The sequence below is a fragment of the Haloechinothrix salitolerans genome (assembly GCF_042662605.1).
GTDB lineage: Bacteria > Actinomycetota > Actinomycetes > Mycobacteriales > Pseudonocardiaceae > Haloechinothrix_A > Haloechinothrix_A salitolerans.
Genome location: NZ_JBHSXX010000001.1, coordinates 4491680 through 4504378, shown reverse-complemented (window position 1 = coordinate 4504378; position 12699 = coordinate 4491680). Strand labels below are relative to the sequence as shown.

The window sequence follows — 12699 nt, the reverse complement described above, 5'->3', positions numbered from 1 at the left end:
GACGTCGACGGTAGGCGGCTCGCGCGTTCGTCGGTAGCCTTACCACTGGGTAGTTTCCCCAGGTGAGGTCAGTACAACCCTATTGGGGCATTACCGAAGTAGCTACTACGGCGGGAGTTCGATATGCCGCGGCTCGACATCACTGGCTCTCGGCTCGCGGTGTGCGGCAGCATCGCCACCGACCACCTGATGCACTTTCCCGGCAGGTTCGCGGACCAACTCGTCGAGGAACAGTTGCACCGGCTGTCGCTGTCGTTCCTCGCCGATGACCTCGTCGTCCGTAGGGGCGGCATCGGCGGCAACATCGCGTTCGGCCTCGGTGTGCTCGGAGCGGAGCCGATGCTTGTCGGCGCGGTCGGTGACGACTTCGCGGACTATGGCGCCTGGCTGCGGCGCAGCGGCGTCGACACCACAGGCGTGCACGTGTCCGAGGTCGCCCACACCGCGCGGTTCGTCTGCACCACCGACGAGGACAACTGCCAGATCGGCACGTTCTACGCAGGGGCGATGGCCGAGGCGCGCAATATCGAGCTGGCCCCGCTCGGTGTGTTCGGGCTGGTACTGATCAGCCCGGACGATCCCGCCGCGATGCTGCGTCACGCCGAGGAGTGCAGGCAGCGCGAGTACCCGTTCGCGGCCGACCCCTCGCAGCAACTCGCCCGGATGGACGGCGAGCAGGTACGGGACTTCATCGACGGTGCCGACCTGCTGTTCAGCAACGACTACGAGTTCGACCTCCTGCTACGCAAGACCGGCTGGCGCGAGGATGAGGTGCTCTCCCGCGTCGGCATGCGCGTGACGACGCTGGGAGAGAAAGGCGTCGAGCTCGTCAGCGCCGACGGCACGTACCTGCACGTCAGCGCTGTCCCGGAGACAACGAAAGCCGACCCGACCGGTGTCGGCGACGGCTTCCGCGCGGGTTTCCTCGCCGGACTGCGCCATGGGCTCAACCTCGAGCGCGCGGCGCAGCTCGGGTCGCTCATCGCGGTGCTCGTGCTGGAGACGGTAGGCACGCAGGAGTGGACGTTCGACCGCGCCCATGCCGTCAGCCGCATCCGCCGCGCCTACGGCGACGACGCGGCCGACGACATCGGCGCGGCTCTACCCAGCTGACCCGCCGCGCCGTGTCCTGCGTTCCGGACGCTGTGTCCTGCGTTCCGGACGCTGTGTCCTGCGCTCCCGACACCGTCACGGCAGGAGCAACATCGAGTCCCCGAACTCGTGCCACAGGTAGCGCTGCCGCACTGCCGCGTCGTAGGCGGCGCCCACTAGCTCCGGCCCGGCGACGGCTTCGAGCAGCAGTAGGTGGCTGGCCTCGGGCGGGTGCAGCCCGGTGATCAGCCCTGTGACTACACGCGCGGGACGGCCCGGCCCTAGTACGAGGTTCGTCCACCCTTCGGTCGCCGACACGACGCCCTCCGGTGACGCCGCCGTCTCCAACGCCCGCGTGACCGTGGTGCCGACGGCGATCACTCGACGTCCCGCCGCGTGCGCTGCCGCTACCTGTTCGGCCGTCGCGGCGGGAACGGCGAATCGCTCCGGCGTTGGCGGCTCGTGCAAGTCGGGGCTCGACACCCCGGTATGCAGCACGATTGGCACCACCGACACGCCCGTCACCAGCAGCCGCACCAGGAGGTCCGCAGTGAACGGCCTGGCCGCACTGGCCATCTCGGCGCTGCCCGGCTCGTTCGCGAACCCGGTCTGGTAGTCCGCGAGCGGGAAGTGCTGATCGACGTAGCCGTATCGGATCGGCCGACCGTATTGCGTCAGGTACTCGACGACATCGACGTCCGGTGAGACAGTGGCACGCCACAGTCGGGAGCGAAGCGCATCCGGGTCCGGGTACGGCCATACCAGGCGAAGCCGCGTCTCGTCTGGCAGCGTAACGACGTCGCCGGGGTGGGCGCCCAGATCGGGGCCGTGCCCGTCGGTTCGACGCAGCTCCACGACCCAATCGCCGTCATCAAGACGGGTGGACGTGTGCACCGGAACGGGTGTGCCGTCCGGTCGAGTACCGTCGATGGCGGCGGGCAACGTCGCTGAGGTGTTCACCACCACGACGTCGCCTGGTCCAATGTGGTCGGTCACGTCACGGAACCGGGTGTGCTCGATCGACGACGGACGCGCGACCAGGAGCCGCACGCCATCGCGGTTGAGGCCGCGTCGTTCCGGTGGTTCAGTCGCCGCGGCGTCAGGTGGCAGTGTGAAACGTGTCGCTGGTGCCGTCGATACGGCCGTCATGCCGGAGCCGCCTCGGTGAGATCGGCTCCTCGGTACCGGCCGCTCGGCAAGTCCGCGTCGAGCAGTCGCAGCAGCGCGGGCACGACCGTGGACGGGTCCGGGCGGTCGCTGATGTCCTCGCCAGGGAATGCCGCCTGGTGCATGGCGGTGTTCATGTCGCCGGGGTCGAACGAGTACACGCGCAACTCGGGGTGTTCGGCGCCGAGGATCGCGGTCAGGTGATCGAATGCCGCCTTCGACGGGCCATAACCACCCCATCCGGCGTATGGCTCGATCGCGGCGTCTGACGAGATGGCGACGACGCGGCCGGCGTTGGCGCGCAATTGGGGGAGAAGCAGCTGAGTGAGGGCGAGTGGCGCGACGACGTTCACGGCGTACACCCGTTCCAGTGACTCGATGGGGTAGCTGGCGAGCGAGGGCATTGGGCTCGGACCGAGTTCGCTCGCGTTGTGGATGACCAGCGACGCACCGTTGCCGCGTTCCGCCGCTGCCGCCGCGAGCGCATCACGATGGTCCGGATCGGCGACATCGCCTGGAACGGTGGTGACGGATGCCGCGGGAAGGTGTTCGATCGCGGCGATGAGCCGGTCGATGTCACGCGCTCCGGTGACAACATGCCAGCCGGCGCGCACCAGTTCGGTGACGGTGGCGAGTCCGAGGCCGCGTGAGCCGCCGGTAACGACGGCGATGGGTGTCGTGGAATCAGTCATGACTTCATCGTCAAACTTCAAGTTGACTTGAAGTCAAGGAATTTCGAGATCGATTTTCGGTTCTGTGGACGAGAATCCGGCACGTCACGGATGACATGCCGGAAGTTGAGTGACGAATTCGGCGTCCCGAGTGCCGAATACAGAGTCCTGAACGTCGGACACAGCGTCGTGAGTGTCGGACACAGCGTCGTGAACGTCGGACACGACCGTCAGCGGGTGGCCTCCTTGGCGTGGAGGGCCTTCACCGTGGGGGAGGTGCTGACGTCACCGGGCCTTGGGTATGTCCGAAACACCCGGTCGGCGGTACCGGAAGTCGTCACAGTGAACCAGTAGTGCTCGTTTTTGTAGTGGTGTAGCCGGTGGTTGCGCCAGAGTGCTCGGTATGTCCGGGAGCGTGGCCGGTAGTCGCTGTGGATCAGGTAGTGCGTCCACTCGTAGACGAGGCCGATAGCGGCGAGTGTTGTCAGGAACGTCAGACCGAGACCGAGCCGAGGAAACGCGAACAGTGCGATCGCCGTATTCGCGAGCAGCAGCCAGGCCAGTACCTGCCATGGAATGAACACGAGCGGTACGTCGCGTGGGTCCGCGTGGTGCTCGCGGTGCTTGCGCGAGACCAGTGGGTCAAAGGTGACCTTGCCGATCGTGCGTGGCTTCCAATGCAGCACGACGACGTGCACGATCCACTCGATGAACGGGAACGACGCGACCATGATCACGGGAACGATCGCGTCGGTGAGTCGCCAGTCGCCGACGAACAGCCGTGCGATGAGCGCCCCGACTAACGTGGTGCCGATGAACCACGGGGATGGGTGCCGCCAGAACTCGCGCCACGCAGCGCTGAGCGGAAAAGACTTTCTGCGGGAGCCGGTCATGGCGGCTTCGTCCGAACGCAGCCGCTCCTTCGCCCTGGCGTCGATGTCCGCTTTCGCCTCGCTGGTCATAGCTCCTCCAGTCGATCGAGGACGGTCATAATCGCGGTCGTCGCTGGGCTCAGCAGGTCCAGCGTCGCTGTCCGTGCGGTGTCGGCGTCGCCGGCCACGATGGCGTCGGCGAGTGAGCGGTAGTTTTCGACCCGGGTGACCTCGGCCGCCATGGTGGTAGTCAGCGCGCCGATCGCGGGTTCGTATGCCGCGCGCAGTCCGTTGAACATCAGTCGGAACGCGATCGAGTCGGCGCCGTCGACAACGTGGTCCCAGAACGTCAGCGCGTGCTGTTGCTGCGCGACGGGGTCGCCTGTCGCGGCGTTGAGCGCTTCGATTGCCTCCGCCAGTGGCTGCTTCAGTCGCGCGCCGCCGCGTTCGGCCGCGAGCATCGCGACCTTCGGCCCGACGTGTAGCCGGGCCTCCAGAATGCTGCGCACCACTTTCGGGTCCGGCCGCCCGGACGGCGAGAGCAGCCGGGGCAACAGGTCGAGCCCAGCGTGCTGACGGTAGTCCTTCACGACGGTGCCGCCGCCCTGTTTGACCTGGACCAGCCCGGCGTGCGTCATCCGTTGGATCGCCTCACGTACGGCGGGCCGGGAGACGCCGAGTACCTCGGCGAGCCTGCGTTCGCTTGGCAGCGGCTCACCCGCGGCGAGTTCGCCGTCGATCATGTCGGCGAGAAGCTGATCGAAGACCTCATCGGTGACCGACCTGCGGTCTACACGTCGTAGCGCCATGACCAGGACTGTAGTCAGTCAATGGTAAGAGGTCAAGTGGTAAGACCACGTCCACGACGTCGAGAGCAAGGGCCCACGACGTCGCGAACGCGCTACAACCGCACGGGGTACCGCGGTTCCGGGATCTCCGGTTTGATGCGGCCTTCAATGAAGATGCCGTGCCAGATCATGAACACCAGCAGCGCCCAGAGGCGTCGGCTGTGATCCAGCGCGCCCGACTTGTGCTCGTCGAGCAGCCGCAGCACCGCCTGCTTGTCGAGGAACTCCTCGGTGCGTGAGTCGTTGATGATGCCGCGTGCCCAGTCGTACATCTCGTCGCGCAGCCACAGTCGGATCGGGACGGGAAAGCCCAGCTTGCGCCGGTTCAGCACGTGTGGCGGCACGATCTCGGACAACGCCTTGCGCAGCGCGTGCTTCGTCGTCTCGCTCGTGATCTTCTCACTCAACGGAATGTCGGCGGCGACTCGGAACACCTCGCGGTCCAGGAACGGCACGCGCAGCTCCAGCGAGTTCGCCATCGTCATCTTGTCCGCCTTGACCAGGATGTCGCCGCGCAGCCACGTGAACAGGTCGACATGCTGCATCCGGGCCACTGGATCCCAGCCCTCCGAGATCCGGTAGGGCTCAGCGGTGACGTCAGCGTGCCCGACGCCCTCGACGTAGCTGCGCAGCACCCCGCGCAGCTGGTCGTCCCGGAAGATCCGAGCGTTGCCGTAGTAGCGCTCCTCTAGTGGGAGCGCGCCGCGCCGCAGTAGGTCCTTGCCTCGCGTGCCCTCCGGGATCTTGGTGGACACCTTGCCGAGCGCGCGCCGCAAGCCACCAGGCATCTTCTCGAACGCGCGCAGCGAGATCGGTTCGCGGTAGATGGTGTAGCCGCCGAACAGCTCGTCGGCGCCCTCCCCAGACAGCACCGCCTTCACGTGTTTGCGGGCCTCGCGGGCGATGAACCACAGCGGCACCAGCGCGGGGTCGGCGACGGGATCGTCCAGGTACCAGACGATCAGCGGTAGCGCCTCCATCATCTCGTCGGCCGACACCGTGCGGACGACGTGCTTCACGCCGATCGCCGCCGCCGACTCCGCCGCGACGTCCACTTCGGAGTACCCCTCGCGCTCGAACCCGGTGGTGAACGCGATGAGGTTCGGGTTGTGCTCCTTGGCCAGCGCGCAGGTCGCCGTCGAGTCGATACCGCCGGAGAGGAACGCCCCCACGGTGATGTCCGGGTCCGCGATCATGTGCTTGGCGACCGAGTCGCGCATCACATCGGTGATCCGCTTGTGCAGCGCGGCCGACTCTTCGGGACCAGCCACTTGTCGTGCGGTGAATTCGGGGAAGAAGTACCGCGTGATCTTCACCTCACCACCGGGAGCCGCGGTGAAGCGACAGCCGGACTCGATGCGGCGGACGTCGGCGTGCAATGTCTCCGGCTCGGGCACGTACTGCAGCGTGAGGTAGTGCTGCAACGCGGTTTTGTCCAGCGTGTCGCCGGTGCCGAGGGTGTGTGACAGCTCGAGCAGGCTCTTCTTCTCGCTGGAGAACGCCGCACCCCGGGAACCGGCCGCGTAGAACAACGGCTTGATACCGAACGGGTCCCGTGCACCGAAGACGACCTTGCGCTCGGCGTCCCAGATCAGGAACGCGAACATGCCGCGCAGCTCATCGACGCCCGCCTCGCCGAGGTAGTGGTACGCGGCGATGATGGCCTCGCCGTCGCCGGAGGTGTTGAACACCGCGCCGTGCTCGGCGGTGAGACGTTCCCGCAGCTCACGGAAATTGTAGATCTCGCCGTTGAAGTTCAGCGTGTAGCGTTGCGGCGACTCCGGCGGGCCCCAGGTCAACGGCTGGTGTGAGTGTTCGACGTCGATGAACGCCAGTCGGTTGAAGCCGAAGACGACCTCGGCGTCGGCCCAGGTGTCGCTCTCGTCGGGGCCTCTGTGGCGCTGGCAGTGCAACGCGGCCTTGACGGCTGGCCGCGCCGCAGTGGCGTCGTCTTCGCTAGCGCAGATCAGTCCGAGCAGGCCACACACGTGCTTACAACACCTCATCGTTGTGCCGATTCTTCCTGGTGGGGACTCAGTATGCCCGCCCGAGGAACGTGAGGCGTGCCGCCCCGGCGCGCTGAACGCCGGTTCGTTCGGATAGGCTCCGCTCGGCGACAAAACGTCGTGAGTGATCCAGTCGAGGAGGCGTGACGCAGTGGGTCGGAAGAGGCATGTCCCGGCATCACGGTGGTCGAGAGCGGGCAAGATCGCCGCGCTGGCCGGGGCTGTCGCCGTCACGGTGAGTGGCTGCTCGGTCGACGAGGTGCTCCGTTTCGGCTGGCCGGTCGGGGTCACCCCCGAGGCCGAGCAGATGCGGGAGCTCTGGACCTGGACGGTGCTCGCGGCGCTGGCGGTCGGTGTGCTGGTATGGGGCCTGATCTTCTGGTCGGTCGCTTTCCACCGCAAGAAGAAGGACGACGACGAGCTGCCGCGCCAGTTCCAGTACAACGTGCCGCTTGAGCTGTTCGCCGTCGTGCTTCCGACGATCATGGTCTGCGTGCTGTTCTTCTTCACCGCGACCACCGAGGTGAGCGTGCTCGCGGAGGAAGAGGACCCCGACGTCACCGTCGACGTGGTCGCCTTCCAGTGGAACTGGGAGTTCAAGTACCCAGAGGAAACGACTTCCGAAGGCGAGCCCATCAGCACGGTCGGCAGCTCCACCGAGATCCCGCTGCTGGTGCTACCCACCGACAAGCGGATCCAGTTCAACCTGGAGTCCACCGACGTCATCCACTCGTTCTGGGTGCCTGAGTTGCTCTTCAAGCGCGACGTGTTCCCACGCCCCGAGAAGAACAACCAGGACAACACCTTCCAGATCACCAGCATCGACAAGGAAGGCGCGTTCGTCGGCCGCTGCGCCGAGCTGTGCGGCACCTACCACTCGGTGATGAACTTCGAGGTCAGGGCGCTCTCCCCGGCGGACTACGACGAGTACATTCGGCTGCGGAAGCAGGTCAACCCGGACACACAGGTGCCGTACACCGCGTCCGAGGCTCTCGAGGAGATGAACTGCGGTGAGCTGTGCGAGCCGTTCGCGACCACGACCCGCCCGTTCACGACCGACCGCACGGCCGACTCGGCGGTGGGCTGACCCGGTGGTCGTCCGTACTGAACCACTAGCAGCAACGCAAGCACTGAGAGGCGAGAGGGTGACGGCCAGATGAAGGTCGAAGCGAGGATTTTTGAGATCGTCACGATCTTCGCGTTCTTCATCGCCATCGTGTACGCCGTGATGACCGGTCTGATGACCCGCGACGGTGTCGAGCCGATCGGCACGGTGGCGCTCATCCTCACCGGTGGCCTTGCCTTGCTCGCCGGGAGCTACTTCCGATTCATCGCCCGCCGTATCGAGCAGCGGCCGGAGGACCACGACGACGCCGAGGTAAGCGACGGTGCTGGTGAGCTTGGCTTCTTCAGCCCCGGCAGTTACTGGCCGGTCGCGGTCGCCGCCGCTGCCGCGCTCGCCGGTATCGCGCTGGCGTACTTCGCGGTCTGGCTGCTGGTCATCGCCACGGTCCTGCTGCTGATCACCATCGGTGGCTTGGTGTTCGAGTACCACCGTGGTCGCGGCGAGGCCGGTCCCGCCGCCGACTGAAGATACCCCCGGCCGGATGCGGTCGTGTCCCCTGCTCTCGACGTCGTTTCCCTCGGTCTCGACGCCGTGTTCCACGCTCACGACCGTCTCGGTGCGAGCGCGGCCAGCAGGATCGCCATCATCCCCGCGCCTTCCACGGGCGTGACGTGGTGCCCGTAGGCGAGGCTGTCCACGATCACCGCCACCACCGGATACAGGTACGAGATCACGGCGACGGTTCCGGTCGGCAGCCGTCCGACGCTGGAGTACATCAGCACGTACATGACCGCGGTGTGCACCGTCCCCAGCAGTAGGAGCCAACCGAATCCGGCGGGGTCCGCTGGCAACGGCGTGAGCAGCAGCGCGGGAGCGAGCAGCGCCGTCCCGGCCGCGAGTTGCACGGCAGCGACGACGTGGGCGCGCAGGTGCGACAGTTGCTTGGCGATCAACGTCGCGCCCGCGTACAGCGTCGCGGCGGCGAGCGCGAGGGCGATGCCGGACAGCCGCACCGGCTGACCGTCGGCCCCTTCCGCGCCGAGCGAGATCGCTACAACGCCGCCGAACGCGATCACCGCACGCGTCAGGTGACCGCGGGTGATCCGCTCGCCCAGCAACACCGCCGCAAGCCCGACCAGCAACAACGGCTGCGTGTGGTACACGACCGTGCCCACGGAGATCGACGACAGCGCGTAGGACGTGAACAGCAGCACCCAGTTCAGCACCAGCAGCACGCCACCGAGCACGATCATCCCGAAGTCACGCCTGCTCAGCCCACGCAACGTCGGCAGCAGCCACCCACGCGCCGAACTCCACACGATCAGCAGCAGACCGCCGACCAGGCATCGCGCGAACGCCGCCGCGGGTGCTTCCGCACCGCTTTCCACGACGACCGCGCCGATCGTGCCGGACAGCGCCATGGCGGCGGTCCACTGCACCAGCGGCGTCCGTGACATTGATGACCGCGGCGATTCCGGTGCCGTGCCAGGGGATTCGGGAGCGTGGGTCGTTGTCATGTCGATCAGCCTGCCCGGCGCGTCAGCGGCCGACGAGAGTCGGAAATGACATGGACAGCAAAAGGTGTGACAGACTCGTCGGATGACACGCGGCGTGAACCGGGTGGCCGTCGTCGTGGCCGGCGAGGTGTCGCCGTTCGAGCTGGGCGTCGCATGCGAGGTCTTCGGCACCGACCGCACCGCCGACGGCATCGAGGGCTGGGACTTCGCCGTCTGCTCACCGGGCGGAAAGGTCGTCGCGAGCTGGTCGTCGTTCACCCTGGGCGGGCTCGCGCCGCTGTCCGTGGCGCGCGAAGCCGATCTCGTGATCATCCCCACGTGCGCGCCGCGCTCCGAACCGCCGCCCGTCGAGGTGTTGGACGTCGTGGCCGAGGCGCACGACCGGGACGCCCTGGTCGCCGGGTTCTGCGCCGGGGTGTTCACGCTCGGCTACGCGGGCCTGCTGGACGACCGGCGCTGCACGGTGCACTGGTTCTACGAGCAGCAGTTCCGGCGAACGTTCCCGCGCGCGAAGGTCGATCCGAGCGCGTTATACGCCGAGGACGACGGCGTGCTCACCAGCGCGGGCACCGTCGCCGCCGTCGACCTGTGCCTGCATCTCGTCCGCAAGACCAGGGGAGTGGCGGCCGCGACGGCGCTGGCCAGGCGCATGGTCACCGCGCCACACCGCACGGGCGGGCAGGCGCAGTTCGTCGCCGCACCTGTACCGGAGGATGTGAGCGACGACGCCGTCGTGGCCGAGGTGCTGGAGTGGATCGAGCGCAGACTGGACCAGCCGATCACCGTCGCGGAGCTGGCACAGCGCAGCGGGCTCGGCGAGCGGACATTCCTGCGCCGCTTCGCCGCCGCCACCGGATCGACGCCACACCGCTGGCTCACCGAACGCAGGCTGGATCGCGCCCAACACCTGCTGGAGACGACTGGGCTCGGCGTGGACGACATCGCCGTGGCCTGCGGCTACGGTTCAGCGGCCGCACTTCGGCACCAGTTCGCGCGGCTGCGCGGGACGAGCCCGAGTCAATACCGGACGACGTTCGCGCGCGCCGATAGCTGAGTGGATCTAGAGCGCAAATGGTCGTCCAGATAACCACGAGTGCTCAAGATCTACACGGCGAGCGGGGGACACGGCGTCGGGAGCGGGGGACACGGCCGCGGCGGCGCTAGCCTGCCAGTGACTTCGAGACCCGCGCCCAGTTCTCTAGCAGTGTGGCCGCTTTGCCGGAGTCAAGCGCCTCCTCGGCGGTGGCGATGCCCGCGCGCAGGTCGTCGTCGAGCGACGCGGAGAAGCCCCGGTAGGAGGCGATCGCCGCGCCCGCGTTGAGGACGACGGCGTCGCGCACCGGGCCGCGCGTGCCCGCCACCAGGTCGCGTACCACTGTGGCGTTGGTCTCGGCGGAGCCGCCCTTCAGGTCGGCCACCGAGGCGCGCGGAATGCCGAACGCCTCCGGGTCCACCGACGTCCGCTGGACGTCACCAGCGCTGACCCGCCATACCGTGCTGGTAGTGGTCGTGGTCAGCTCATCGAGACCATCGTCACCCCGCACGACCAGCACACTCGCGCCGCGACCGGCGAACACTCGCGCCAGCACCTCCAGCTTGTCCGCGTACGCGCAGCCGACGAGGCCCGCGCTTGGCTGCGCCGGGTTCGTGAGCGGACCGAGCAGGTTGAACGTCGTCGGGATGCCGAGTTCCTTGCGGGTTGGCCCGGCGTGACGCAGTGCGGGATGGAACGTGGGTGCGAAGCAGAACCCGATCCCGACCTCGGCGACGCAGTCCCGCACCGCGTCGGGTGAGAGGTTCACCACGATCCCCAGCGCCTCGAGGACGTCGGCCGCGCCGCAACTGGACGACGCCGCCCGGTTGCCGTGCTTGACGACCGGCACGCCCGCCGCCGCCGTGACGAGCGCGCTCATGGTGGAGACGTTCACGGACCCGGAACGATCGCCGCCGGTGCCGACGATGTCCACCGCCGTGCCAGGCACCTCGACCCGGTGCGCGTGGGCGAGCATCGTGTCGGCGAGGCCGATGACCTCGCGCGGCGTCTCACCTTTGGCGCGCAGTGCGACCGCGAAGCCCGCGATCTGCGATGGCGTCGCCTCACCCTTCATGACCTGCGCCATCGCCCACGCGGTGTCCTCCGCGGTGAGGTCGGTGCCCGCGACGAGCCGGTCGAGCAGCGCGGGCCAGGTGTGGGTGCTCACAGGTCCTCCTATTACGCCGTTGCTGGCAGCCGGTTCCGCAGCACCTCGGCCACGGTCTCGGCAGCGGCGATCGGGTCGAGCGGGTGCACAAGCACCGCGTCGGCCTGCGACCACGTGGCGAGCCACTTGTCGTCGGGGCGGCGTACCGAGACCACGATTGGCGGGCACTCGTCCAGCTCGTTCTTGAGCTGCCGCGCCAGCCCCATGCCGCCGGTCGGCTGCGCCTCGCCGTCGAAAATCGCCAGGTCGACGGTGCCGGAGTCCATCTCAGCGAGCACGTCGGCCACGGTCTCGGCCTCGACGTAACTGACCCTGCCGATGTCGGCGGCGGGCCTGCGGCCGATCGCTGTGATGATCGCCTCACGGACGTCGGCGCGGTGGCTTAGCACCAGGATTTTCAACGGCTCGCTGGTCATGGCGGGTCGGCCCTCCGTCTTCATTCCCCAGTCAGGGTGTCGTTGGCTGCCGCCGCTGACTCTATCTGGAGTCAGGTTTGCCGAGGTAAGGGCCAGCGCTACCGGACAGATGATCACCGGTGGCCCTACCCGGGGGCGCGGCGCGGGAGGTGAGAAGCCATAATGCGAGACGTGACTACGGCAGCGCCCACGATCAGCCAGCGCGTGCACTCGCTGAACCGCCCCAACATGGTCAGCGTCGGCACGATCGTCTGGCTGTCCAGTGAACTGATGTTCTTCGCTGGACTCTTCGCGATGTTCTTCACGGTCAAGGCCCAGAACGACGACGGAGTCTGGCCACCGATCAACGATGCCACCGGGGAACCGATCCACCTGGACATTCCCTACGCATTGCCCTTCACGATCATCCTGGTGGCCTCGTCGTTCACGTGCCAGCTCGGCGTGTTCGCCGCCGAGCGGGGCGACGTGTTCGGTCTGCGTCGGTGGTACATCCTTACGTTGATCATGGGCGCCATCTTCGTTGGCGGCCAGGCGTACGAGTACGTACAGCTGGTCAACGAGGGCGTCACGATCCCCTCCGGGCCGTTCGGCACCGTGTTCTACATGACCACTGGTTTCCACGGGCTGCACGTGATCGGCGGGCTGATCGCGTTCGTGTACCTGCTCATGCGCACCAAGATGAGTAAGTTCACACCGGCTCAGGCGACATCGGCCATCGTGGTCTCCTACTACTGGCACTTCGTCGACATCGTCTGGATCGGGCTGTTCGCGGTGATCTACATCGTGCCGTAACCCCAGACAAGACCAGACAGTGTGACACCCTCGAACTGACAGCAAGGTTGC

At 67.3% G+C, this 12699-nt stretch carries 13 protein-coding genes; 5 read left to right on the top strand and 8 right to left on the bottom strand.

Annotated features, from left to right (window positions below; translation table 11 throughout):
* The first annotated feature begins 123 nt into the window (after positions 1-123).
* On the top strand, positions 124-1113 hold the full coding sequence (locus ACFQGD_RS21375; protein WP_345397607.1) for a carbohydrate kinase family protein: 990 nt from the start codon (positions 124-126) through the stop codon (positions 1111-1113).
* A 75-nt stretch (positions 1114-1188) separates the two neighbouring features.
* Here ACFQGD_RS21375 and ACFQGD_RS21370 read toward each other — a convergent pair whose 3' ends face one another.
* From ACFQGD_RS21370 to asnB, 5 genes are all read right to left on the bottom strand, one after another.
* Positions 1189-2241: an S-adenosylmethionine:tRNA ribosyltransferase-isomerase gene (locus ACFQGD_RS21370; RefSeq protein WP_345397604.1), complete on the bottom strand. Its 1053-nt coding sequence runs from the start codon at positions 2239-2241 to the stop codon at positions 1189-1191.
* Entirely contained in the window at positions 2238-2951 is a 714-nt protein-coding gene (locus ACFQGD_RS21365; protein WP_345397601.1) for an SDR family NAD(P)-dependent oxidoreductase, read from the bottom strand. Before ACFQGD_RS21365 ends, ACFQGD_RS21370 begins: the two co-directional genes overlap by 4 nt.
* 209 nt (positions 2952-3160) lie before the next feature.
* On the bottom strand, positions 3161-3892 hold the full coding sequence (locus ACFQGD_RS21360; protein WP_345397598.1) for a sterol desaturase family protein: 732 nt from the start codon (positions 3890-3892) through the stop codon (positions 3161-3163).
* Positions 3889-4611: a FadR/GntR family transcriptional regulator gene (locus tag ACFQGD_RS21355; protein ID WP_345397595.1), complete on the bottom strand. Its 723-nt coding sequence runs from the start codon at positions 4609-4611 to the stop codon at positions 3889-3891. Before ACFQGD_RS21355 ends, ACFQGD_RS21360 begins: the two co-directional genes overlap by 4 nt.
* Positions 4612-4703: 92 nt before the next feature.
* Positions 4704-6638: an asparagine synthase (glutamine-hydrolyzing) gene (gene asnB / locus ACFQGD_RS21350; protein WP_345397592.1), complete on the bottom strand. Its 1935-nt coding sequence runs from the start codon at positions 6636-6638 to the stop codon at positions 4704-4706.
* Positions 6639-6807: 169 nt separating this feature from the next.
* Here asnB and ctaC point away from each other — a divergent pair, with 169 nt between their 5' ends.
* Together ctaC and ACFQGD_RS21340 are read left to right on the top strand one after the other, a co-directional pair.
* Complete coding sequence (ctaC, locus tag ACFQGD_RS21345; RefSeq protein ID WP_345397589.1) at positions 6808-7743, top strand: aa3-type cytochrome oxidase subunit II; 936 nt, start codon at positions 6808-6810, stop codon at positions 7741-7743.
* A 69-nt stretch (positions 7744-7812) separates the two neighbouring features.
* Positions 7813-8247 carry a cytochrome c oxidase subunit 4 gene (locus ACFQGD_RS21340; RefSeq protein ID WP_345397586.1) on the top strand — a complete coding sequence of 145 codons (435 nt, stop codon included), beginning with the start codon at positions 7813-7815 and terminating at the stop codon, positions 8245-8247.
* 77 nt (positions 8248-8324) lie between these two features.
* On the opposite strand, the gene ACFQGD_RS21335 is transcribed toward ACFQGD_RS21340, so the two are convergent.
* Positions 8325-9179, bottom strand: a complete 855-nt coding sequence (locus tag ACFQGD_RS21335) for a DMT family transporter (RefSeq protein ID WP_345397899.1) — start codon at positions 9177-9179, stop codon at positions 8325-8327.
* A 142-nt stretch (positions 9180-9321) separates the two neighbouring features.
* Between ACFQGD_RS21335 and ACFQGD_RS21330 the strand changes: the two genes are divergently transcribed.
* Positions 9322-10293, top strand: a complete 972-nt coding sequence (locus tag ACFQGD_RS21330) for a GlxA family transcriptional regulator (RefSeq protein WP_345397583.1) — start codon at positions 9322-9324, stop codon at positions 10291-10293.
* Positions 10294-10399: 106 nt separating this feature from the next.
* Here the strand turns inward: ACFQGD_RS21330 and trpD are convergent, their stop codons facing one another.
* Positions 10400-11440, bottom strand: coding sequence for an anthranilate phosphoribosyltransferase (gene trpD / locus ACFQGD_RS21325; protein ID WP_345397580.1), 1041 nt, complete (start codon positions 11438-11440; stop codon positions 10400-10402).
* 11 nt (positions 11441-11451) lie between these two features.
* Positions 11452-11856, bottom strand: a complete 405-nt coding sequence (locus ACFQGD_RS21320; RefSeq protein WP_345397577.1) for a hypothetical protein — start codon at positions 11854-11856, stop codon at positions 11452-11454.
* Positions 11857-12018: 162 nt separating this feature from the next.
* Here ACFQGD_RS21320 and ctaE point away from each other — a divergent pair, with 162 nt between their 5' ends.
* Positions 12019-12648, top strand: coding sequence for an aa3-type cytochrome oxidase subunit III (gene ctaE / locus ACFQGD_RS21315; RefSeq protein WP_345397574.1), 630 nt, complete (start codon positions 12019-12021; stop codon positions 12646-12648).
* Positions 12649-12699 lie beyond the last annotated feature (51 nt).